At 67.1% G+C, this 22368-nt stretch carries 23 protein-coding genes; 19 read left to right on the forward strand and 4 right to left on the reverse strand.

Annotated features, from left to right (window positions below; genetic code table 11):
• Nucleotides 1–2 precede the first annotated feature (2 nt).
• The gene (locus ON41_RS31500; protein WP_157185683.1) at nt 3–1292 is read right to left on the reverse strand and encodes an NsdA family TPR-like regulatory protein; all 1290 of its coding nucleotides are present in this window, start codon (nt 1290–1292) and stop codon (nt 3–5) included.
• 406 nt (nt 1293–1698) lie between these two features.
• Here ON41_RS31500 and ON41_RS31505 point away from each other — a divergent pair, with 406 nt between their 5' ends.
• The 14 genes from ON41_RS31505 (at nt 1699) to ON41_RS40745 (ending at nt 11720) form a co-directional block, all read left to right on the forward strand.
• On the forward strand, nt 1699–2133 hold the full coding sequence (locus tag ON41_RS31505; protein ID WP_040751791.1) for a hypothetical protein: 435 nt from the start codon (nt 1699–1701) through the stop codon (nt 2131–2133).
• Nucleotides 2123–2575, forward strand: a complete 453-nt coding sequence (locus ON41_RS31510) for a hypothetical protein (RefSeq protein WP_246461647.1) — start codon at nt 2123–2125, stop codon at nt 2573–2575. Before ON41_RS31505 ends, ON41_RS31510 begins: the two co-directional genes overlap by 11 nt.
• A gap of 30 nt (nt 2576–2605) precedes the next feature.
• Complete coding sequence (locus ON41_RS31515; protein WP_373281375.1) at nt 2606–2839, forward strand: cold shock domain-containing protein; 234 nt, start codon at nt 2606–2608, stop codon at nt 2837–2839.
• Nucleotides 2836–4149 (forward strand): cytochrome P450 family protein, encoded by a 1314-nt coding sequence (locus tag ON41_RS31520; protein WP_063709983.1) that lies wholly within the window; start codon nt 2836–2838, stop codon nt 4147–4149. Before ON41_RS31515 ends, ON41_RS31520 begins: the two co-directional genes overlap by 4 nt.
• Nucleotides 4131–5432 (forward strand): cytochrome P450 family protein, encoded by a 1302-nt coding sequence (locus ON41_RS31525; RefSeq protein WP_063709984.1) that lies wholly within the window; start codon nt 4131–4133, stop codon nt 5430–5432. Before ON41_RS31520 ends, ON41_RS31525 begins: the two co-directional genes overlap by 19 nt.
• Nucleotides 5429–6427 (forward strand): nucleoside hydrolase, encoded by a 999-nt coding sequence (locus ON41_RS31530; RefSeq protein WP_083905767.1) that lies wholly within the window; start codon nt 5429–5431, stop codon nt 6425–6427. Before ON41_RS31525 ends, ON41_RS31530 begins: the two co-directional genes overlap by 4 nt.
• Nucleotides 6424–7023 (forward strand): hypothetical protein, encoded by a 600-nt coding sequence (locus ON41_RS31535; protein ID WP_157185684.1) that lies wholly within the window; start codon nt 6424–6426, stop codon nt 7021–7023. Before ON41_RS31530 ends, ON41_RS31535 begins: the two co-directional genes overlap by 4 nt.
• On the forward strand, nt 7020–7553 hold the full coding sequence (locus ON41_RS41945) for a hypothetical protein (protein ID WP_040751795.1): 534 nt from the start codon (nt 7020–7022) through the stop codon (nt 7551–7553). The genes ON41_RS31535 and ON41_RS41945 overlap by 4 nt, the downstream gene beginning before the upstream one ends.
• Nucleotides 7550–8449 (forward strand): nucleoside hydrolase, encoded by a 900-nt coding sequence (locus ON41_RS39425; RefSeq protein ID WP_051162901.1) that lies wholly within the window; start codon nt 7550–7552, stop codon nt 8447–8449. Before ON41_RS41945 ends, ON41_RS39425 begins: the two co-directional genes overlap by 4 nt.
• Before the next feature lie 26 nt (nt 8450–8475).
• Entirely contained in the window at nt 8476–8799 is a 324-nt protein-coding gene (locus ON41_RS31550) for a hypothetical protein (protein ID WP_157185685.1), read from the forward strand.
• Complete coding sequence (locus ON41_RS31555; RefSeq protein WP_246829639.1) at nt 8796–9641, forward strand: SAM-dependent methyltransferase; 846 nt, start codon at nt 8796–8798, stop codon at nt 9639–9641. Before ON41_RS31550 ends, ON41_RS31555 begins: the two co-directional genes overlap by 4 nt.
• Entirely contained in the window at nt 9638–10144 is a 507-nt protein-coding gene (locus tag ON41_RS31560) for a phenylalanine--tRNA ligase subunit alpha (RefSeq protein ID WP_040751797.1), read from the forward strand. The genes ON41_RS31555 and ON41_RS31560 overlap by 4 nt, the downstream gene beginning before the upstream one ends.
• Nucleotides 10145–10184: 40 nt before the next feature.
• Entirely contained in the window at nt 10185–10871 is a 687-nt protein-coding gene (locus tag ON41_RS31565; RefSeq protein ID WP_040751798.1) for a hypothetical protein, read from the forward strand.
• 696 nt (nt 10872–11567) lie between these two features.
• Entirely contained in the window at nt 11568–11720 is a 153-nt protein-coding gene (locus tag ON41_RS40745) for a YMGG-like glycine zipper-containing protein (protein ID WP_174411380.1), read from the forward strand.
• Nucleotides 11721–12096: 376 nt separating this feature from the next.
• On the opposite strand, the gene ON41_RS31575 is transcribed toward ON41_RS40745, so the two are convergent.
• A complete protein-coding gene (locus ON41_RS31575; protein ID WP_040751799.1) occupies nt 12097–12882 on the reverse strand; it encodes a hypothetical protein in 786 nt (261 codons plus the stop codon).
• A gap of 531 nt (nt 12883–13413) precedes the next feature.
• Here ON41_RS31575 and ON41_RS31580 point away from each other — a divergent pair.
• Nucleotides 13414–14355 (forward strand): hypothetical protein, encoded by a 942-nt coding sequence (locus ON41_RS31580; protein ID WP_040751800.1) that lies wholly within the window; start codon nt 13414–13416, stop codon nt 14353–14355.
• A 534-nt stretch (nt 14356–14889) separates the two neighbouring features.
• On the opposite strand, the gene ON41_RS31585 is transcribed toward ON41_RS31580, so the two are convergent.
• Entirely contained in the window at nt 14890–16218 is a 1329-nt protein-coding gene (locus ON41_RS31585; RefSeq protein WP_040751801.1) for an NsdA family TPR-like regulatory protein, read from the reverse strand.
• 229 nt (nt 16219–16447) lie between these two features.
• Here ON41_RS31585 and ON41_RS41950 point away from each other — a divergent pair, with 229 nt between their 5' ends.
• Genes ON41_RS41950 through ON41_RS31605 form a run of 4 tightly spaced genes read left to right on the forward strand, consistent with a single transcriptional unit; the run spans nt 16448 to nt 19708 of the window.
• Nucleotides 16448–16705 (forward strand): hypothetical protein, encoded by a 258-nt coding sequence (locus tag ON41_RS41950; RefSeq protein WP_157185686.1) that lies wholly within the window; start codon nt 16448–16450, stop codon nt 16703–16705.
• Nucleotides 16702–17007: a hypothetical protein gene (locus tag ON41_RS41955; protein WP_157185687.1), complete on the forward strand. Its 306-nt coding sequence runs from the start codon at nt 16702–16704 to the stop codon at nt 17005–17007. The genes ON41_RS41950 and ON41_RS41955 overlap by 4 nt, the downstream gene beginning before the upstream one ends.
• A 38-nt stretch (nt 17008–17045) precedes the next feature.
• A complete protein-coding gene (locus ON41_RS31600; RefSeq protein ID WP_040751804.1) occupies nt 17046–18329 on the forward strand; it encodes a radical SAM protein in 1284 nt (427 codons plus the stop codon).
• Nucleotides 18326–19708 (forward strand): radical SAM protein, encoded by a 1383-nt coding sequence (locus ON41_RS31605; RefSeq protein ID WP_040751805.1) that lies wholly within the window; start codon nt 18326–18328, stop codon nt 19706–19708. Before ON41_RS31600 ends, ON41_RS31605 begins: the two co-directional genes overlap by 4 nt.
• Nucleotides 19709–20118: 410 nt before the next feature.
• Here the strand turns inward: ON41_RS31605 and ON41_RS40750 are convergent, their stop codons facing one another.
• A complete protein-coding gene (locus ON41_RS40750) occupies nt 20119–21240 on the reverse strand; it encodes a helicase associated domain-containing protein (protein ID WP_169336527.1) in 1122 nt (373 codons plus the stop codon).
• Nucleotides 21241–22368 lie beyond the last annotated feature (1128 nt).

Raw genomic sequence — 22368 nt, forward strand, 5'->3', positions numbered from 1 at the left:
GGTCACTGCGCAGCCGGTAGGGACCGGATTGCGGCCGTCCGCGACAGCGAGATCGCGGTGAAATTCTCGATGGCTCCACCGAGTTCCACAGCTTCGGCCGCTCCTCGGTACCGCGCGGTGCCCAGTACTCGAACGAGCTGGTGGAGGCGTTGCGCGATCGCCTCCGTCCGGCGAGTCGGGGGCAGTTCGAATACCGGTTGGAGGGCTGCTGCCGCCCCGGCTAAGTCGCCTCGGAGTGTTCGTGCCGAGCCGAGGTCGACGTGGGCTCCGAGTGCGCCTGCTCCCCATCGCTGCTCTGCCGGTATGTCCGCGAACAGCTCGACTGCGGCGGCGGCTTCCTGTTCAGCTTGGTCACCATCGCCGAGCGCGACGTAGGCCGCGCCTGCGCACAGCCCGCGCCGGGCACGGTCGAATGCCAGCTCGCCGCCGATCTCGTCGAGGAATGGATCATCGCCTGCACGATCGAGTTCAAAGGTTGCGGCGTTCAATTCGTCACGGACCTCGCCGCGGGCACCGATCAGGGCAAGAGCTCGGGCGTTGACGCTGTGCAGTCGCACGCGCGCAGTGCCCATCGGTGCCGTTTCCAGGGCGCCAGCGGCGATCTTGGCGGCGCGACGCGGGAATCCGGACCAGAACGCGACAGTGACCTGTAGGGCACGAGCCCAGGCTTGTAGTGAGGGGTGATCGATCACGTTGCCGTAGGTATAGGCGGCGCGTGCCTGCTCCTCGGCCGGACCGAACAAGCCCAGATCCCACGACACCGACGACAGCAGCCCGCACACCTGGCCGGCGAGGAGGTACAGCTCAGCCTGCTGGAGGGGTTTGTGGGTGCGGTCGAGCTGAACGTAGATGGTGTCTCGCAAAGCGACCAGGTCGGTGAGCATGTCCAACGGTGCCGTGGTGTAGTAAGCACGTGCCGCGTGTCCGGCCGCCGCTTGAAGGTGTTCGAGCGCTGATGGGTCCAGCGCTGTGGCCGCTTCGATTGCATGGCTGACCGAATCGTGTGCTGCATTCACCGCGAACTCCTGTTCAGTGACGTGTCGAGACTGTGACAGGGGTGGCCCGAACAGGTCCGCGACAGGTTCTCCGAACCACGATTCGAGGACACGCCGCGATGGCATGCGAGGAATCCCGCCAGCGCCCTCGAACCACCGCTTCGCTGCGGATCGGGATGTCTCGACGTCTTCGCCGATGTCCTTGGCATGACGTGCGAACTCACGGAGAAAGTCGGCTACACCAAGCCGACGTTGGATGACGAGCTGTTCCAAGCGGGTCCGCGGTTCCTTATCCATGTCGCCCACCTCCACCCACGATCAACATATGCCCATTTCACCTCGTGCCGGCAGGGCCGGATTCGAAATGGGCCACAAACGGGCTGATGTGAGCCGGTTGTGGGCCATTGGCGGGCCATTGCGCAAGGCCAGGGTGAAACGGCACCCGGCACCGGGGCCTGATCCCCATCACTCCGGATCTCGCGGTCGAACGACTTCATCGTAAATCGTCCGGCCGTGGCCTACTCCGGTCGCGCGGTGCGCCCGACCGCCAGCAGGGGAGGCACACCATGTACATCGACATCGAACACGCCGACGGTCGCGATGGCCGGAATCTTCCACAGCACACCGAGCGGTGGTCACTGCCGTCCGCGTGTCCGCGAGGACTGCGCCAGGTACCCGCGACCGTGCAGGAGCGTGGGCTGCGATGAACGTGTCCGCGGTCGACCGGGGTGTCGGGTTGCCGGATTGGCATGAGTTGCTGGCGGCGTTCGTCGGTGCCACGGCTGCCAGTCGGCATCCGATCACGGTGTGGGCGTGCGAGCTGGGTGCTCTGTACCGGAAGTCGTGTCCGCAGCATCCTGTGGTCGCGATCCGCCGGATGGAGTTGATCGGGGCGATCGACGGGTGGGCGGCCCGGTATCTGCGGCGTTCCTCGTCGGCGAAATCTGTTGGCGCGCATGTCGATCGTATGGCGGCTGCGACAGCGCGTGCGTTGCGGGCGTTGCGGGTGTGTGAATCGGTCGGTGACCGGGAGCATGCCGCGTGGACTGCGGCGGCAGCGCTGGCGGACGAGTGGGCGGACATCGTGTCCGGCATGCCGCCCCGCAGGTATGGAGGGCCGGGCGCGCATGGCTGGTGATCGAGTGGCGGACCGGTTGTTTCCGCCCAAGGACCTGTTGCTTGCGGCCTGGCGGGGACTGCCCGGTACTCGTACGCATCCGGTGCTGGAGGCGGCGGCGGAGCTAGCGCTGCTGTATCAGGCGCACGGGGACGAGCCCGCAGCGTGGGGCGGAATGGGTGGTCGGCGAGTGCGTTTGGTCGGCGAGATCGACCGGTGGGTGACGATCGCAGCACCGCCGCCGCGTGAGAGTGCCCGTGTCCATCCCGAGTCGGTCGGCCAGGCGCTCGATCAGCTGGCGCAGCTGACGGTGCGTGCGTACGTCGCGCTCGCCGACGCCCCGGACGCGGCGTATCAGGACGCGTGCGCGGTCGCGGCCGGCGTCGCCGAGGGCTATCAGGACCTGATCGCCGAGGTCGCGGACGGACGCGTGCAGTTACCCGCGCCGCCCCCGCCCTCGTGACCGTGCCGCTCACCGGTCGCCTGTCCAATCATGAACATTCAGAAGGGGTTACGTATGCCGGACGGCATCGTGCAATGGTTCAACCCGCACAAGGGATTCGGGTTCATTCGTCCTGAAACCGGTCGCGGACCAGATATTTTCGTGCACTACACGCGGATCGCCGGGTCGGGGTATCGGGTGCTGGAAGCCAACCAGTACGTGGAGTACACCGTCAGCAGAATCAACGGACGCGTGGAAGCCATCGACGTGCGGGTGTTGTCGTGAACGCGCCGCGGACGACCGGGTGTCCGGTGGTGCACGGGTCGCCGGTCGGTGACGACGAGGCGCGGGTGGCGATGTATGTGCCGGAGTTCGCTGCCGACCCGCACGCGGCGTATCGGCGGATGCGGGCGCGGTACGGGTCGCTGGTGCCGGTGGAGCTGGATCCGGGTGTCCCGGCGACGCTGGTGGTCGGGTACCGGACGGCGTTGCGGATCCTCAACGACCCGGAGCATTTCCCGGCCGATCCGCGGATCTGGCAGCAGAGTGTCCCGGACGAGTGCCCGGTGAAGCCGATGCTCATGTATCGGCGTAACGCGTTGCGCACTGCCGGGGAGGAGCATGCCCGGTTGCGGCGCGCGTATTCGGTGCTCGGTGACGTCGACGAGAACCGGCTGCTGGCCGCGGTCGACGGCGCGGTGGAACCGTTGATCAACCGGTTCCGGGCGCAGGGCTGTGTCGATCTGCGGGCGGAGTACGTGTTCCCGGCGGTGTTCGGGGTGCTGTCGGATCTGATGGGCCTGCCGGCGGATCTCGCGTCCCGCACCTACGACGGCATGGCGAAGATCATGGACGGCGTCGACGCCGCCGCCGGGGAACGGGAGTTCGGGGCGGCGTTGTTCGAGGCGGTGCAGCTCAAACAAGCGCATCCCGGCGGCAGCGATCTGATGTCGCGGCTGATGGCGCACTCGGCGGACCTGACCGTCGAAGAGGTGGTGATGCAGGTCGCGTTGCCGTTCGCGGCCGGCTGCGAGCCCACGGTGAACCTGGTGTGTAATGCGTTGCGGCTGTTGATGTCCGACGAGCGGTTCGCCGGTGACGTGCTCGGCGGGAGCCTGACGACGCGGGACGCGTTGGACGAGGTGTTGTTCACCGATCCGCCGCTGCCGAACTTCGGGATCACCTACCCCCGCCAGCCGATCCTGGTCGACGGGGTGTGGTTGCCCGCGCATCAGCCGGTCGTGATCAGCTACGCCGCCTGCAACAACGACCCCGAGATCGCGGGCGGGGACCGGGCCGGGAACCGGTCGCATCTGGCCTACGGCGCCGGAGTGCACCGCTGCCCGGCGACCTCGATGGTGCTGGTGATCGCGATCCACATCATCGACCAGCTCCTCGACGCCTTCCCCGACCTCCGACTCGGAGTCGCCCCGGAGGAGTTGCGGTATCGGACGGGGATATTCCACCGCGCTCTGGCCGCGCTGCCCGCCGCGTTCGACCCCGTGCACCAAGACATGGAACTGGCCATGACCTCGCTGCTGGCCCCGCGCACCCGCCCCGACAGGAAGACCCCGCCATGGCAACCGACCGACTGATCCTGGACCCGACCGGCGCCGACATCCACGGCGAACTCGCCCGCCTACGCGAACTCGGCCCGGCTTTGGAAGTTGACCTACCGGATGGAGTGCCCGCATGGCTGGTCACCGACCACGGGATGGTGCGGCGACTGCTCACCGATCCGAAGGTGTCGAAGGATCCGCGGGACTGGCCCGCATTGCAGCGCGGCGAGATCCCAACGGGTTGGGTGATGTTCCCGTGGGTGCGGGTCCGCAACATGCTGACCACCTCCCGCCACGACCACGCCCGCCTCCGCAAAGCCCTCGCACCGGCGTTCACCGAACGCCGCACCAAGGCGCTGAAGTCGCGGATCATGCAGATCACCGACGAGGTCCTCGACGCCCTGCCCGCCACCAGCGAGGACGGGATCGTGGACCTGCGGGCGGGTTTCGCGCGACCGCTGCCGATCCGGGTCATCAGCGAATTGATGGGCGTGCCCGCGGATTTGGCGGGCCCGTTGTGCGTGCACGCCGACGGTGTCCTCGACACCACCGCTACACCACTGCAGCTGGAGGATCATTTCGCGGCGATGATGGCGGTCACCGCCGAGATCATCGACCGTAAACGCGCGGACCCGGGCGAGGACCTGACCACGGTACTGCTCACCGCAGCCGACGGCACCGCGCCCCAGCTGTCGCAGGCCGAGCTGATCGACACACTGATGCTGGTCGTCAGCGCCGGCCACGAAACCACGGTCAACCTTCTCGATCACGCCGCGGTGCGGCTGCTCACCGACGCGCAGCTGCGTGCCGACGTGCTCGCCGGGGAGGTGCTGTGGGCGCATCTGGTCGAGGAGATGCTGCGGTTCGAGCCGCCGCTGGCGAATATGCCGCTGCGGTTCGCGCTCGCCGATCTCGACCTCGGCGACGGGCTAGTGATTCCGGCGGGTTCGGCGATCGTGCTCAGCTTCGCCGCCGCCAACCACGACCCCCAAGTGTACGGCGACACCGCGGAAGTGTTCGATCCGGGCCGGGAACCCAAGAGCCACTTGGCGTTCGGGTACGGGACACACCACTGCCTCGGCGCGCCGCTAGCGCGTCTGGAGGCCCGGGTCGCGTTGCCCGCCTTGTTCGCGACCTACCCGGACCTGCGGCTGGCCGTCGACCCGGCCGAGCTGGTGCAGGTACCGAGCTGTGTGCTCAACGGCCACCGGCGGATCCCGGTCACCCTGACCGGCGGCACGGCCGACGACACCCGCGCCGAGTCGATCACCCGGCCAGACCGGGACCAGACGACCTCGGAGGGATCCCCGTGTCCATGACGTCTGCTCCCGCCTGGCTGTCACCGAATACGCCGCTGGCGGTGTTCACCGATATCGGCGACGATGTCGACGACACCGCGGCGCTGCGGCTGCTGGCGACCGACCCGCTCCTGAAATTCGTGGGAACCGTCGACGAGCGTCCCGGGCACCCACGCGCGCAACTGGCTCGCCGTCTGCTGGATCTGGTGGGCCGCACCGATGTGCGGGTGGTGCCCGGCGCGATTCTGGGTGACAGCCCGTATTGGTGCGCCGACGGTTTGGCGCCCGCGGATACTCCGGTGTGGTGCGCGGATATGTACGACGCGTTCGCGCAGCTGTGCGAATTCGCGCCGGGTCCGCTGCGGGTGGCGAGCCTGGGCCCGCTGACCGATATCGCGCAGTTGTTGATCACCGATGCCCAGCAGCCGGCACCGCTCGGGCTGGCGGACCGGATGCGGATCGTCGCGATGGCCGGCGGTCTCGACGGCTACCTCGACCCTCGTGCCGAGCACAACGTCCGGATGAACCCGGCGGCGGCGCACACGGTCCTGACGCGGGCGCGGCATGTGGCGTTGGTGCTGGCCGACCACACGTTCGTCCCCGATATCGCGATCGACCAGGACCACCCACTGTACCGGCGGCTGGCGGCGTCACCGCAGCCGTGGGCGCAGCTGATCGCCGCCCACTACCGCGCCTATTGCACGACCTATTGGCGGTCGAGCAAGCTGCACGACGGCGCCGCCGCGAGCGTGGTGATGGGACTGCCGTTCGTGCGCGGCGCGGTCAGTGAATTCCACCTGTATCGCGACGGCCGCATGCGCACCGGGACCGGCGTGCAGGCGTGGGTCTCGACCGGCATCGACTACCCGGCGCTCATGGCCTGGGTCGAGGACCTGTTCTTCACCGCCACGCCCGCACCCGCGGTCGGGCACGGGCCGGGGTTGCGGCAGTTGATGGCCGATCTCGACGACCTCGCCGCCGGCGCCCGCGACCTCCCCGGGCGGTGGCGGACGTGATCACCAGTTCCCTGCTCAGTCCGGCACGCGCTCTTTCCGTACGGCCGCGCTCCGGCGCCGGACCCGACCACCGCGCATTCCTGGTGCGGCCCGACGCCCCGGATATCGTCGAAGGTGTGGCGGTCGAAACGTATCGACCGTGCCCACGCTGCCTGGCCCCGGCGGGCGACGATCGTCGGACGGTGACGGTGTACCGGGTCCGCGACCGGGTGCCGTGGTGGCTGACGGTCGAAATCCACTGCTGCACAAAGCACAGCGAACTCCATGTCCGGGGCCAGCAGGGGTGGATTCGACCGGTCACCCACCTGGCCGGCCAGCTGCTGCCGATCTTCACGATGCTGGGTGCCGACCGCGGACGGCCGCGGCTGGCGGTGCTCGCCGGGGAGCAGACCGCGACGCGTCTGCGGTGCGAAGCGTGTGAACGCCCGTACGGGCGTTGCGCTTTCGACCTGACGCACGCGGCACCGCCGTGGCTGGGGCACCTGGAGCTGCATCACTGCACCGGATGCGGTGCGGCTTCCTTCTGGTCCGCAGGCGCTGGCGGTCCCGTGGCACCAATCGAGCACACCACCGGCGCGGACGGGGCCGTCGGGTGAATGTGCTGCCGGATTCGGAGCTGGCGGTGATGCGGGCGATCCATTCGGCGGCGGGGCCGCGGAGTGTCGAGGACCTGGCCGTCGAGGTCGGCGACCGGCCGAGCGTCGTGCGGGCGACCGTGGTGCGGCTGGCCGACCGCGGCTACGCCGGTGAGGTGATCGCGTGGACGCTGACCCGCAGCGGCCGCCGACTACTCGCCGACCTCACCACGCACGCCCACCTCACCGCCCTGCAACGCAGAGTTCTGGCCGCGGCCGATGCCGCCGGTGGTGCGCGCACCGTCCCGGAACTGGCCGCGACCCTCCGATGCCGCTGTGGCGCGGTGACTTACGCGATGCACCAGCTGGCGGATTACGCCTGCGTCCGCCGGGTCGACGCCTGGCAGGCCACCGCTGCGGCCCTGCGCGATCTTCCCGAACTCACCACGCGACCGCCACTGGTCCGCAGAAACGGAGTCTCCATGCCGTCCGTCGTCACGGCGACATATGTCGCGGTCGATGCCAGCGTTGCCGGGGGAGGAGGGTCGTGACCAGTCTCCTGTTCGACCGGCGCGGCCGGGCTCGGCCGCCGCTCGTGGTGTTCAGTACCGACGCCGGGTACGACGTCGACGATTTCGTGTCCCTGGTGATCGCGGCCCGGCTGTGCGAGCGGCTGGCCGTGGTCTCCAGCGACGAAACCCACCGGCGGCGCGCCCGGATCCTGCGGAGCCTGCTGGCCCTGCTGGGGCGTCCGGACGTCGAGGTCTTCGAGGGCGTCGACTTAGGCGGCCACCGCCGTTTTCTGCTCGACCACGAACTACCCACCTCCCCAGGGGCTGCGTTCCGGCAACTCGGCGATCTCGCCAAGATGATCGCGGCCGAACACGAGCCGGTGATCTGGGTCGGGCAAGGCGCAATGAGTGAACTCGCATACTTGCTCACCGCGGCACCGCACCTGGCGCACGCGATCCGGGTGACGCAGATGGGCGGGTGGCTCGACAACTACCGGGACCCCACGCGTGCGTCGCACAACCTGCACATCGACCAGCCGGCCGCGGGGGTGGCGTTGCGGCTGGCGCACCGGCCGCGGCTGGTGCTGTCGGACCACACCAACACCGACCGCCTCGCGGCCTGGCCGCATTCGCCGATGCCGCACTGGCTGGCCACCTCCTCGGAGCCGTGGGCGCGGCTGGTCGGCGAGAACTTCACGACATGGTGGTTCTGGCAGCAGAAACGCGGCAAACCCGCCCGGACCCGCTTCCACGACCCCGTCACCCTGCTCGCGGCGCTCGGCGAACCGTACGTGTCGTTCACCCCCGAACGCATCCGGATCCTGCCCGACGCCCGCACCGTCCGCGACCCCGACGGCATCCACGCCGAGGTCAGTACCGGCATCGACCACCAGGCCGCCATGACACGCATCCACCACATCGTCTGCGCGGCATGACAACCCACCCCCACGGAGCCACACCGATGACCTTCCCTCCACCCGCCGAATGCGTGATCATCCACGACCCCGCCCGCACCGAGGACACGATCACCGCCGTGCTGCGCAAGCACGGCACGGAGAATGTCCTGGCCCTCACCCAAGCCAGTGAATTCGCCGACCACGGCGACCGCGACCAGGCGCTGCGCAGCCTGCGCGACGCGGCCACCGTGCTGACGCGCACGGAAATCGGCCGGGCCGACGCCGAAAACCTGGTATCCGAGCACGCCCTGCACCTGGCCGCCGCGGTCGGCGCCGACTTCCAGACCGGCAGCACCGATGCGGCGGCGCCGCCCAGGCTCGGCCGGTGACGGCGGCGATACGGATCGACCCCGCACGCTCCGCGCCGGACGGGGTCGATCCGGGCCGACCGGCGGCGGCCCGCATCCGGGACTATCTGCTGGGGGGTAAGGACAATTACGAGGTCGACCGGGTCGCGGCCGACCGCCTGCTCGAAGTGGCTCCCGAGGGCCGGACGCTGGCGGGGTTCGTCCGCAAATTCTGCACCGGCGCCGCGGTCTTCGCGGCCGAGGCCGGGGTCCGGCAGTTCGTCGACATCGGCGCGGGAATCCCCACCTCGCCGGCTGTGCACGAGGCCGTCGGCACGATCGACACCGCGGCGACGGTGACCTATGTCGACTACGACCCGGTGGTGATCGCGCACTCGCACGCCATGGTCGGCGACGCGACCGGGGTGTCGGTGCTGGAGGCCGACCTGCGTGACCCGGACTCGCTGCTCGATCGGCTGTATACCCAGGCGGGCGTGGACTTCCGGGCTCCGGTCTGCATCCTGCTGATCGGCGTGCTCGACCACATCACCGACGACGAGCAGCCCGCCACGATCATCGCCCGGCTGCGGGAGGCGATGGCACCAGGCAGCTACCTCGCACTCACCCAGGCAGCGATCGAGTCCGCCGACGAAGTGATCGAACGCGTAGCCGGGACCACCTGCGGTTCGCTCGCCGAGACCACCTTCCGCTCCACGACCGAGGTCCACTCCTGGCTGCACGGCTTCGAGATCCTCGACCCGGGAGTAGCCCGAATCCAGGACTGGCTCGGCGACGACCTGCCCGCCACCCGCCTCGTACATCTCGGCGCGATCGCGCACCGGCCCGCACTCCACGGCGGCCGACCGGTAGGGCGGCGCCGGTGAACGCCTCCCAATCCAGCCCACCCGAACTTCCGGCGCTGGAGTACGACCTGCTGCGAGCACTGGACAGTGCCGCCGGTGCGCGCGGCGTGGCGGAGTTGGAAGCGATGATCGCGCGTAGACCGGGCAGCATCGAGGCGACCGTGCGGCGGCTCGCCAGCAACGGGTTCGCGCGGCAGCGGCGCGCGTGGCTGCTCAGCCGCACAGGACGCGCCGCCCTCGCCGACCCAGCCAGCTGGGAACGGTTCACCGTGCCGCAGCAGCGGGTGCTGGGGGCACTCGACGAGGCCGACGGTGCCCGCACCGTCGAGGAACTGGCCTCGACCATCGGCGACGACCAGGTGGTCGCGGCGATCGGCTGGCTGGCAGCGCACCGCTACGTGCGGCCGGTGCCAGCCTTCGAGGCCACCGACCGCATCCACCACCTGCTGTCCGGGGTGATCACCCCGCCCCCGACGCAACGAAAGACGGGTCGCAGGCGGGGGAAACCCAGCCCCACGGCGTAATTCGGCAACGCAACGATTCTCACGAGGAAGGAGCCGTGTCGTGACCGGCACTGACGACCCCGCCCCGGAGCGGGCGAATACTCCCGCGGGCCCCGCCGCCGAGCCCCGCACCGCCGAGCCCGGGGGAGGACCGGTGACACCGCTCGATGACGGGCCGGTGTATGAGGCCCGGTTCGGATTCACCCCGAAAGGTGTGGTGCTGATCGTTTTCAGCGTCGCGTTCGTGGTGCTGGCAGTGGTGTTCCCGGAGTTCCCGCACCGTGTCGCGACCATCGTGTTCATGTCGGTCGCGGCGGTGGCGATGACGGCGATCTGTCTGTCGGGGTGGCTGGGGTTGCGGGTGGACCGCACCGGGGTGACCCTCGGCCGTCCGATGACGCGGTACCGCGACACCGATGGCGGCGTGCCGTGGGACGACATCGCCGCCGTCGTCCTCTACACCCAGCGCTTGCCGTCCGGGACCCAGCAGTCCTATATCGCGGTGCGACGACACCCCCACGCCGCCACCGACCTGTACTGGGTGTCGCGGGCGGTATCGCGCGTGGCGATCCCTGGCGTGGCTCCGGAACTCGTCGCGGCGAGCCGCGCGATCGTCGCCTGGCGCCTCGACCACGACCGGCTCACCGCCGCCGTCGGCCATTGGGCGCCGCACGTGCCCGTCCTAGACCACAGGCGTGTGTCCCGATGGGGCACCGCCGCCCGATTCTTCCTCGGCCGCCGCCGCTGACCGCGAAACCCACACGGCCGCTGCGCAACACCAGCCCAGCCCGCGCCCGATTCTCGAGCCATCCCCGATGAGGAGCGTCTCATGCGTGAACTCTGCACCTGCCTCGCCGGTGGGCGGCGTCGGCTGCCCGCTGTGGTTCCGGGCAGCGGTACGCCGCGCCGAGGCTCCCGACCAAGCCGAACGAATCCGCCTGCCGAACCGCTGACGGCGGCCCAGAAACCCGTTACTACCAATCCCTTTTCACCTGCCTGGCAAGGCGCACCGTTCAGGTCGGCGAATCCGTCGCCGTCCACGGGAAGGAGAACCGCGATGTCATCGTCATCCCGCTCCATCGCTGCCGCCCTACTCGCGGCACTCGCAACCACCAGCATCGCCGCGACCGCCCACGCCCACCCGGCACCCGACACCGAGACCGCCCCTGTCGTCTCGGCGGCTGATCACGGTCTGGCCTACACCGCCCCCCGACCCCCGACGGCGGCGTGCGTGCAACCTCACCGATGGTGGCCGGGTCGCCCCGGTCTCCGATGAGACGGTCGCGCTCGCCGAACCCGCAGGCAGCACTGTCACCACGATCGGACTGGGCCTGCCCACGACCACCGGCATCACCGGAATCGCCGCCGTATCACCGACGACGGCCATACTCTCACCCTCACGCCCCGCGCGACCGCAGCACCGGTCGACGAGGCGTCGGACACCGTGGACCGCAAGCTGCACAACGCCGGCGTCGGCGCGCTGGTCGGTGCCGGGGTCGGCGCTGTCCTCGGCTTCTTTCTCGGCGGTGTCGGTGCCCTGGTCACCGCCCCGATCGGTGCCGGACTCGGTGCCCTGATCGGATACGCCACCCCGTAGGCCGCCGTACAGGACCCGACAGGTCCACGCGGAGCCGCGCCCAGCGGCCGAAACAACGGACCCGGCAGCTCCTCCCGCGCGTTCTACGACAAGAAGCGAGCCGAAGGGAAATTGCACGCTCAAGCGCTGCTGTGCGTGTCACGGCAGCTGTGCCGCGTCCTCTGGGCGATCCTGCGAGACCAGCGCCCCTACACGGCGCTTCGACCCGCGAATGACGGTCGGCCAGATACTGATTCGCGCGAGGCACCTCGATAGCCGGGGCACCGCCCGCCGAAGGCACGAGCCGCACCGTGACGCCCGGATGCGGCCGCGGCGAAACGTGGCGGGTGTGCGCTGACCAGCCCTCGATCGCGTGAGTCTGACAAACACGGTCGTTTCAGAGATCCTTCTTGGCCGGGGTACTCACCTCGACCGGCTCCTCCGGGCTATCGTGCTCGCGCAGGTAGGTGTTGTTTAGGTAGTACATCTTGCGCGCGTGCAGGTCAGTGGACCATATATCCGTTGCGACGCGGCCGGTTTCGGTTCGCACGAGTTGCAGGGCAACCAGTTCCTTGAGTCCTCGTTGCCAGGTGTCGTCGCTGATCGCGAAGCACTTGCGGTCCCACGACGAGATGTGGGCGCCCTGCTCGTCCGGCCTGCCGGCCAGGACGAGTCGGAGGCACAGGTACACGAACAGCGCCCGCGCCGACATCACATTGAGCCAGCCCTTCGACCAGAGCTGGATCGGGATCGTGATGTAGGGCGCGGCCAAGGGGCCCGGTGGGTGAACGACGGTGATCTCGAACCCGCGTCCGGGGACGCGTTCTCTCGTGAGCAATGTGTTCTTCCTCAGGCGGTCCATGCCGCGCCTGATCCGGCGGGTGCCAGCGCCGGGGATCGGGTCTGCCTCGTTCAGTTCCTCGTACCCCAGCAGCACGGCCCAGTAGTGGTCCGCGACGATGCGGTGCAACTGGTGCGGCGCCTTGCGGGTCAACATCAGCAGGGTGAGGTACAGCTTGAGCGGAACCTCGCCCTGGCGGAACAGATCCGACAGCTGCGGCGCCTGCTCGCCGGGGTGCCGGTTCCTCGCGAAAGCGGCCGGTAGCTGCACGGAGCTTGTCCGGCCCGAGTTCTTGACCGCCAGCTCAAGCAGGCGTCTGGCCGTCCCGGTGAAGCTTCCCATCCCTGTCCTTTCTCCAGCACGCCGACCATCTCAGCGGCTCCCGCAGGAGTCATGGGATAACGGGGTAACGGGGTCTAGACCTAGTAGGAACTAGCAGATAAAAAGGGCTATTTCGACCGCTGAAAATAAGAATTCTACCGCTGATTCGGATCAGAGTACCCGCTGCTGTGGCACAGACAATCCGCCCGGAGTGTAGGGCAAGAACCGCTCAAATGGTCATCGAGACGAGTTGTCCAGGTGGTGGGGATGACCGGAACATGAAGAGGCGGGCCCGAAGTGAGTGTTCGGGCCCGCCGTCGATTCGATCCCCTGGGCAAAAGGAGGTGATGCTCGATGAAGCGTGGTTTTCGGCTCACGGTGACGTGGTCCCGTGGGTCTTTCCGGATCTCGCTGGAGCCTCACTAGCTAGGGGACGTCCCCTGCCGTGGCCGCGGCAGGGATGTCCCAGTATGTATACGCTCGCCGCTGAGCCGCAACTCTGGCCTCGACCCCGGTCGCGGCCAGAGTCTGCGAAGAAGCGGATTTCAGCCGGTGAAGGAGCAGGACGTGATCGCCGACGACGGGACCTGGCAGCGCATGGCCGACAAGGTCGAGGAGATCACCGCGATGTTCGCCGTCAGCGCTTTGGGGATAGGTAAGCCGTACAAGGACCGCTGCCTGGCGCGCAAGGACGACATCGGCCAGCGTCGGCTGGCGTGCGAGTGGCGGCAGCGTCCGGTCGACGAACTGCACGCCGAGATCCAAAGCCAGCTCGAGCAGGCCAACGATCACCTGCGCATGCTCGCGCGGGCGCTGGCCGTGCCGCGAATCATCTTCAGCCCGTTCAGTCTTGCCCGCGGCGTCATGCTCGCCAGCGCGCAGGCGTTCTACCTATGCGACCCCGGGGTCAGCCTCGTCGATCGCGTCGGGCGGCTCCTGAACTTCCACTACAAGGCGAATCGCTTCCTGCGCACGATGGTCGACGACGGTCCTGGCACTCTGGCCCCGGCTGAGCGATCCCAGCTCGCGCAGGTGATCGACGAACTGGTGCGGTCCACGCAGCACCTCGGCCTGACCATCAAGTATCCGAAGGACGACACCTCCAAGGAACCGGCGTACCTCGGGGACAAGTTCCCCGACGACATCGATCTGGTGGGTGCGCTGCTCGGGCAGGATGGCGAACTCGAGTACGGGCAATTCGCCTTCCGGCTGTTCTCGGCGGGCGTGCATGCCCAGCCGCACCTTTTGACGATCCTGTCCACACACACGACCGGCGCCGGTCGCGAGGGGATGATCGCCGCCCAGCGGGGCGTGGCAGGCGAGGTGCTGACCGGCATCGCCGCCTCGGCGGCCGCCGGATACGTGACTGCCTGCGAGCGCGCGATGAGCTACTTCGGTGTCGAGAGCAGCACGCCGAGAATGGACTCGGCGATGGCGATACTGGTCGACCTGTCTGCACCGGCCAGGACGACCGCCAGCCGCTCCACCAGCTGACACCGGCGTATGACCTTCAGCGGATCATTGATGGACTCGCGCACATCGGGGGTAACCGCGCAGGTATCCGTCGTCGCGATAACTCCGGAGCAGCAGATCCTGCGATCTGTCGAGGACATCCACGTGCCGGCGTTACGCGAGGCTGCGGCTGCCCTGGCGCTGCGCTCGACATCTGTGGCAGACATCGCCCAGGCGACGGGAGCGCCGGCCAAAACGCGTATGAGCGCTACTCGCCGATCGGGCAGAGCATTGTCATCGGCAACCGCCGAAGACACCGCCGGTCCCGCCCAGTCCGCCGCGTCCACGCCGAAACGGCGCAGGAGAGCCACCATCTCCTCTGTGGTCGCTGACCACCCTCGTATGTCGTGCCCGCCGTGTCGTGCGGTGAATGCTCCCGAGTCAGCTCGCTGGATGACCTGGGCCCCTCATTGCGTCGCAATCCCCAACGGCGACCGATGATCGCTCGCTGCGGCCGGCCTCAATCGGTGTTCGCGACACCGGCTCCGTTCTCCGGCAATGAGTCTGGGCTGCGATTCAGGTGTCGCGGCCGCTGGATGCTGTCATCAACTGGTCGAAGCGGGCCCGGAACAGTTCGGCTTCGCTGCTGCGGGTGCCGTCGACGGCGGTTCGTACGGGTTCGAGTTCGGCGACGAGGCGGCGGGATTTGACGGGGCCTTCCAGCAGCGCGAGTGCCGACAGGCCCTCGGTGACTGCTGCGTTGTGGTCGCCGAGGCGGGCCAGGGATGAGGAGTGGTAGGCGCGGTAGGAGGCTTCGTCGCGGGGTTTGCTTTGTGCGCCGACGCTGGCCTGGTAGATGTCGGCGGCCTGGTCGTGTTGTCCGAGGTAGGTGCGTGCTTGCGCGGTGATCGACTGGATTTCGGCGGGTGTGACGAAATGCAGCCAGATCGGATCGTCGGGGTCGTCGAGGCCGCGGTCGACTTCCCGCAGGGCGCGGATCATGGCGGCTTCGGCGGCGCGTCGGTCGCCGACTGCGGCGTGGGCGACGGCTTCGCGGGCGGCGTGCAGGGCGTGCAGGCGGGTGGATCGGACGGGCCGGATAGCGTCGGAGATGCGCAGACTCAATTGCAGCCCTTCGCGCATGTTGCCGATCTTCCATGCCTGGTTACGCAGGTCGTCCATGACGTTGGACCACAGGTAGGCGTCGCCGCTGCGTTCGGCGAGGATCAGCGCCTCGGTGAAGCAGTCCCGGGCGATGCGTTGATTCCCGGAATCGAACGCCAGCCAGCCCGCGCAGTCGACCAGGTTGCCGGTCGCCCGCGCCAGCTCGACGCCGGTCTGCTGGTCGTAGCTGGCACGCTCGAGCAGTTCCCGGGCGAGCGAGCACTGCTTCAGCGCGGACTCGACCAGTCCGCCGGATCCGTGCAGGCTGTCGTGTTCGAAGAAAGCGTCGGTGACCTGGTTGAAGTAGCTGATGTGGTCGGCGCCGATGGTCATGGGAGACCCTGCCGCTGAGGCGGCGGGAGGGAATGCCGCGGCTGCCAGCGCGCTACCGAATACCGTCAGGCCGAATTGTCTACGGTCCACGTCTTCGACTCCTTTGCCTTCGGTACCTTCGATAGTGCCGATCTCCGTGGTTCCGAGCAACACGGGCAGCAGGGCGCGGCGGGGAACGCCGAGCACATCGGCTACCCGGGTCATCTCACGCAGATCGAACAGTGTCGCGACTTCTTCGCGCTCGACCCGGCCGGTATGTGACCGCTCCCAGTGCAGCAGCACCCCGAAATCGGCTTGGGATAGCCCGTGCGCGCGGCGGATCAGGGCGAACGCCGGTCCCGGGTGTAGACCGGCGAGCAACTGCTGAAATTCGTGGCCTTCCCACACGAGGTCGGTGTCGTCGTTCACGGTCTCCCCTTCGACCGGTAGCAGTAGGCCTAACCCTAAGTCGTAAGTGTTCCGTCAGCACCGGCAACGGCACATATTGCGCAGCACCGGTTGCGCACTTGACAGCGTCGCGTGGGCTCCCCTCATCGGGTGACGCTAGGTGGTGCCCGTCGCCGGGTCGTAGTGGACCGCTCTATCCGGCTCCTCGGCGACGGGCACGCAACAGTGCACCTGATGTGAGGGAGACACGATGCGAGGCAACGCAACACGGGTCCGGGACACACAGGCGCGGACGGAGGTGGAATCCGCTGTCCTCGCGGTGCTCGATCTCGGCGGGATGTTGACGCGGCGGCAGATCGCGGCGGGCACGTTGTCGACGACCTGGGCGACGTGGCGGGCGGTGGCCCGGTTGGCGGCACGCGGCTTGGTCGTGGCTTCACCGTATGACCGGGACCGCTACTCGATCACCGCCTGCGGGCGCACCGAGTTGTGGAGGCGCCGGTCATGAGCCCGGTTACGGCCGGGCTGGTGGCCGGGGTGTGCGGCGCGATCTTCGTAGCCGTGGCGGCGCTGATGCTGTGCGCGGACCGCGGATACGAACGGTCACTTCGCGAGGCGCCGACACAGATCCTGGCGATCATCGACCGCACCCACGACGCACCGGACACACCACCGTCGGTACCCGAGGCGCACCGCGACATGCAGCGGCACCGGCTATGCGCCCGGGAGGACTGCCCGCGCAAGCGAATTGCGTACCAGGTGCTCGTCGACGCTGGCCACCTCACACCCGACTCGGGACGAATCCCATAGCGCCGCAACACAACAACGAAGAGAGCGGGAAGCACACCATGAACGAGCCTGAACCCGTCGGCCGGCTGCTGAGGCTGGTCGTCGACGCGGTCAACGAATGCAATCTGCGCTGCCTGTACTGCCACCCGGGAGAAGTCTGGAAGACCCAGCAGCTCCCGGTCGCCGCGATCGTGTCGGCGTTCGAGGCCGCCGAGCAGGCAGGAGTGCTGGAGGTGGTCCTCACCGGCGGTGAGATCACCCTGCACGAGTCGCTGCCTGCGGTCCTGGACGCCACCCACCAGCTGGCGCAGTGCGCGGCCACGCTGATCACGAACGCCACGAAGATCACCGACGATCTCGCACAGCAACTCGCGGCTTCGAACCTGTCGCGGATCTGCACCAGCGTGGACGGAATCACCAACGATCTGCACGGCAGCGCACGGGGCAAGAACCTGCCGAAGGTGCTCGACGGCCTCGCCCGCCTGCACGAGACCGGCAAACCGGTCACCGTGATCACCGTTGTGCACCAGAGCAATTGGCGGCAGGTCATCGACCTGTCGGATCATCTGGCCGAGACCGGTCTCGCGGTGCAGCACCACCTGTGCGCGCCGAGCTTTTCCGGGCAGGCCCGCGCCCACTATCCGCGATTGGCGTTGGCGGAGTCCGATTTCCTGGGTGTGCAGGATCTGGTGGATCGCCACCATGCGCGGCTGGCGGCGGCCGGGCTGTATTTGACGTTCAATTCCTGCTGGCCCGCCACCGGCAGACGCACGCTCAGGGTGAACCCGTCCCGCACGATCACCCTGCAACAGCTGTCCGAGCAGGTCAAAGACACCCTCGCCAACATCCGCCCCGACGGCGAATTCCGGTTACAGGCCGCCACCTGGGGCAGGGAGATGATCGGCAACGCGGCCCTGGGATCGGTTCACACACAGGGAGTTACGCCGCTGCTGGTGGACGCGGAGATACTGCTGGCCCGTGGAACGGCCCGGCAGCTACCCCGCGCGGTCGAGGCGCAGCACAAGTTCCAGCTCGGTCCCCGGGCGGATTCCCACACCACCGACACCCTCATCGGCCGCGCAGAGGGCACGGCGGGGGAGGTGGAGCTGATCCCGATCACCAGCGTCGACGAGCACTGGCTGATGAACAATCCCGCCGACCTCGACGCCGTCGCCACGGGACTGCGCACCGCACCGGACACTCACCGGGTGGTGCGCCACCCCACTGGAACCGTGCTGGCCTTCGACCGCGCCCGCTCCCAGATCACCCTGCTGACCGGCGCGGAATGGCAAGCCGTCCAGCACCTTTCGACCATCGACGCGAGCGCAGAGGTGTCGCTGTGAGCACCACGACCGTCGTCGAAGCCGCCCATCACTATCTGGACGCTGATCCCGGCTTGGCTGCGTTGTTCACTGCGGTCACCGACCACGCCCCCGCCGATGCGGCGGTGCGCCGGGCACTGGCCTGCCATCTCGCCGCCCCGCACACCCCGGCTGTGGATCTCGCGGCCGACCTCGGCGGCGATCTCGAGGCCGTCCGCAAGGCGTATCGGTTCGCCCGCACTAATGCTCAGGTCGCGGCGTTGACGGGGTCGTGGTTCTATCCGCATCGGATGCGGTGGGCCTTCGCCGCGAGGACCGTCGCCGAGTGGCAGCGCCGCCCCGAGGTCCCCGCCGCGATTCTCGACAACCGGCCGGTGCTGGGCGACACGATGGAGATCCACCCGACCCGCGGCACCTGCAACTACCGGTGCCGCATGTGCCTGTGGTCGGACCAGCAGAACCTCACCTACGCCACCCGCCAACTCGACACCGGCGGTCTCATGGCCGTCGAGGACTGGCTGCGGCTGCTGGGCGAGCTGCGCGAGGCCAGTGTGCGGCGGCTGGTTGTCTCCGGTGGCGGCGAAGCCCTGATCAATCCCGACCTCCCGGTCATCCTGCACCGGGCCGCCGATCTCGGATTCGAAATCCACATCTACACCACCGGTTTCAGCATCCGCCCCGGCGGACCACTGTTCGACGCCCTGCTGCGCTGCCACCGAATCCGGTTCAGCATCCATTCCCCCGACCCGCAGGTCTACGACCGGATCGCCGGCACCCGGCCCGCCCAGCGCGCCCTGGATCGGGTCACCGCGAACCTGACCGTACTGCGCAGCGACCGGGATCACCTGCCCGCTGTCGGGATCGGGTTCGTCATCCAGCCGTTCAACTACGACCAGCTCCTCGCCATGACCGACTACGCCGAAACCATCGGCGCCGACTGGCTCGACCTGCGCAAAGACGAAGTCGACGTCACCGACGCCCTCACCACCGACCAGAACGCCACGGTCGCCGACCAGGTCCGCACGATACGCACCCGCCCGGCCGGCGCCACCCACGTCGACATCGGTGACGAACTGGCCGCCCTGGCCAACGGCATCACCCCGGACCGATCCCGCACCAGCGAATGCCTGGGCCGCTACTTCCGCCCCACCATCGGCCCCTACGGGCACCTCACCCCATGCGACCTGAAAGCCGAACCACGCTTCGCCGCCACCGGATACACCCTCGGCCACCTCAAACAGTCCCGGCTGCTGGACGTGGTCGCGGTATCCGCCGGCCGCGCGATCAGCGACGACTGCGCCCAATGCATGCCTAGCTCCCGCACCGGCAACAAGATCGTGCACAAACTCCTCGCCGACCTCACCACCGGAACCACGCTCGGCGAACAGCCCTTCGGCTAGGTTCTGTGCCGAAGTGAAGCGAGGGCGTATCGAGTGGCTCGTCGTCATTGGTGCCGGGGCAGCAACGGCTCCAGCCAGGCCCATTGGGCGTCGGTCAGATCCGCCTGCCCCGCCACCGTTACGCTAGTCACGAGGTCTCCGGTATTCGTTCTGGCTTGGTGTGGCGGAGCATCGTAACCGTCATCGGCCGTGCATCCGGCCTGGTATTCTTGGCCGACCGAAGCGCGGTACCTGTCACCAGATTTGCAGGCCTCTTGTCACAAACACCGCTCGAGCGTTTGGAGACATTCAATAAGGGCCCGAACGCGGCAAAGGCAGCAAAAGAGGTCATTTCCTCAGTGGCCGACGCCCTCCGTGCACCGCCATGTTATGACCTTTTGCGCCACCTTTAGACTTGCTCGGGTGAGCGATCATAGTGCGCTCCATGTCCAGCCTGGAATGCCCTCGAGGCGGCTGCAATGTTCATCACTCAGAAGGCCTTTGGCTTTTTTCGATCTAATATTAGTAACCCACCTTCCGAGCCTGACTTCATTCTCGATATGAGCAAAGGGAACGTTCGTATGACCCGTGCGACTGACGAAGCTTTGCAGGGCGGCGAAGTTCCTGTTCCATACATCATCAGCCAAATTCCAACTCCATCCTGGGAGCGCTTCCAGCGACGCACGACGTTTATCGTCCATCACATTGCCGACTCGACGCTGATTGGCGACCCACTGGCCAAGCTTGAAACCGCTCTGGACGTAGGAATGGGGTACCCTGGAATGCCCTTCGCGTTCAACAAAAATCTGAAGTGAAGTGAAGGACTCTGTCCATTTATCTGTATGGCGATCCCAGCTCCATCCCGGCACGTGTTCAAGTCGACGGAAGCGTTCAACGTCCATCGAATCTCGTTGCGCACGCTGCTGTGAGACCCACCGTCCGAGACTTATCCCTTGTTCAATTTTATCAATTGGGACGCAGGCGTGACCCTCGCGCGCGACAAACTTCTCTAGGGCAGAGTAGGCGTCATTCCAGGGATTGGAATTGGCACCCCAGTGCCAATTCGGTATCCTCTCAAGCTGTGCTCGACGTGAGCGGGATAACTGATCTCTGTTTCTTCGCTGCTCAACGACCCATTGGCCCAGTTCAACGCCATTTTTGACATATCTACGAGGTATCCGAGCGTGACCATGGCGCGCCACGTACTCGCGGAGGGCAGCTAGACCCTCTCCCCATTGATCGGATTCGCTGCGGCAGGACCAGTCGGATGGTGAAGCCGAGTAATCTGCGTAACGGTCTATATCAACGCCTGCATCGGAGCTGTCGCGGAGTGATTGTTCCAAGTCACGTCGGAGTCGATACAGTAGTGGTTTGGCAAGATTATGGACACCGGTAACGCTCTCACTATCAACCGAAATCTGGTAGGCCGCATGGTATGCCATCCGCCAGATCTCCCCGGTTACGTATCGCTTCCAGTCGAGCTGAGCAATATCGTCTACTCCATCGACGTAGGGATCGTAGCGGCGCGATGGCTGGTGAAATTCGGTCACCATCGCTCGTACCACCTCGATCTGGCGCGGTACGCTCTTCCCGCTGAGCCAATCGCTGATCGAACTAGCTGATATCGGTCGTCCAAGCTGACGGGAAACGAGTTCCGCGACTTCGCGTACAGGCTCGGTTCCTCCAAGTCGATGTTGCAGGCTCAAGGCTTCGCCTAATGCTTCGCGAGCATTGAAGCTGACTCGACGGTCGTATCGACTAGATACGAGAGATGAGTCTGCTGTGGAATCCTCATGAATCCCCGATATCCGAAGGGATCTCGGCGTTTGCGATCGAGAGGGCACTGCTTTGCTGGCGCCGGGTTCCGCGTCTGTGTGACGTGAGGGTCGCTGAGAGCGTGCCTCCGAAACGGCGAGCTGCCAGCGGTCGAGCATCTGTCGGAGCTCGGAATCACGATCGCTATCGTGTAGCCCATCGACCGTCAGGGCTTTCACAATCCTTCCGACCAGCTCCCTGTTCGGCAATTTTGGTCCGCGGAGTGCTCGGTGCAGGACCTGTCGTGAGACTGGAACTCGGCGGGACAACTCCGCGAGAGATGGATCCCCGCATCGAAGTACCAGGTGCTGCATCGCATCGAAGAAGTCCATCTGTGCGCCGGGGGATGCCAACGGACGACCAAGCGGCCTTTTAGCCAACGATGCACTCCCACCTGTGTCACCCGTGTGTCACCTTGCTGTGACCGATCCGGACCAATATTAGTTCAATCCGTTCAGCTGTGGTTTCGGTTGCAGTAGAAATTTTATGTACGGAACCACCCGCAGGCGACTGCTGGTCGTGCGCCCATCGCAGATGCCATCAGATTGGCAGCCTGTTCTACCAGCCTCGGCAACTACGACACATTGGAAGCGAGAGCATGTCCCCCTACGCCGTCAAGACGTTGATTCTCCTCGTTGCGATACTCATCGGGCTGAATGTAGGGATAGCCACGGCTTGGCTCGCCCAAGTCAGAGGCGCGCACGTGGCACTGGCCATTCGTGACGGTGGCGTAGCGTTCGCGGGCGCGGTCACCCTTACGGTGTTGTTGCTCGCACACCTGGGGCTCCTCTAGATGGTATTTGAGGAGCCGGAGCCGGACACTCGGTGACAGGTCGGGGCTGCTGCTGCCGATGTGACAGATGTGG

Origin of the sequence: Nocardia transvalensis NBRC 15921 (assembly GCF_000308875.1) — a bacterium.
Classification (GTDB): Bacteria; Actinomycetota; Actinomycetes; order Mycobacteriales; family Mycobacteriaceae; genus Nocardia; species Nocardia transvalensis.

Coding starts and splice junctions, on each gene's coding strand:
- ON41_RS31500 (WP_157185683.1), bottom strand. CDS start 1,292: ATGGATAAGGAACCGCGGACCCGCTTGGAACAGCTCGTCATCCAACGT.
- ON41_RS31505 (WP_040751791.1), top strand. CDS start 1,699: ATGAACGTGTCCGCGGTCGACCGGGGTGTCGGGTTGCCGGATTGGCAT.
- ON41_RS31510 (WP_246461647.1), top strand. CDS start 2,123: ATGGCTGGTGATCGAGTGGCGGACCGGTTGTTTCCGCCCAAGGACCTG.
- ON41_RS31515 (WP_373281375.1), top strand. CDS start 2,606: ATGAACATTCAGAAGGGGTTACGTATGCCGGACGGCATCGTGCAATGG.
- ON41_RS31525 (WP_063709984.1), top strand. CDS start 4,131: ATGGCAACCGACCGACTGATCCTGGACCCGACCGGCGCCGACATCCAC.
- ON41_RS31530 (WP_083905767.1), top strand. CDS start 5,429: ATGACGTCTGCTCCCGCCTGGCTGTCACCGAATACGCCGCTGGCGGTG.
- ON41_RS31550 (WP_157185685.1), top strand. CDS start 8,476: ATGACCTTCCCTCCACCCGCCGAATGCGTGATCATCCACGACCCCGCC.
- ON41_RS31575 (WP_040751799.1), bottom strand. CDS start 12,882: ATGGGAAGCTTCACCGGGACGGCCAGACGCCTGCTTGAGCTGGCGGTC.
- ON41_RS41950 (WP_157185686.1), top strand. CDS start 16,448: ATGCGAGGCAACGCAACACGGGTCCGGGACACACAGGCGCGGACGGAG.
- ON41_RS41955 (WP_157185687.1), top strand. CDS start 16,702: ATGAGCCCGGTTACGGCCGGGCTGGTGGCCGGGGTGTGCGGCGCGATC.
- ON41_RS31600 (WP_040751804.1), top strand. CDS start 17,046: ATGAACGAGCCTGAACCCGTCGGCCGGCTGCTGAGGCTGGTCGTCGAC.
- ON41_RS40750 (WP_169336527.1), bottom strand. CDS start 21,240: ATGGTGACCGAATTTCACCAGCCATCGCGCCGCTACGATCCCTACGTC.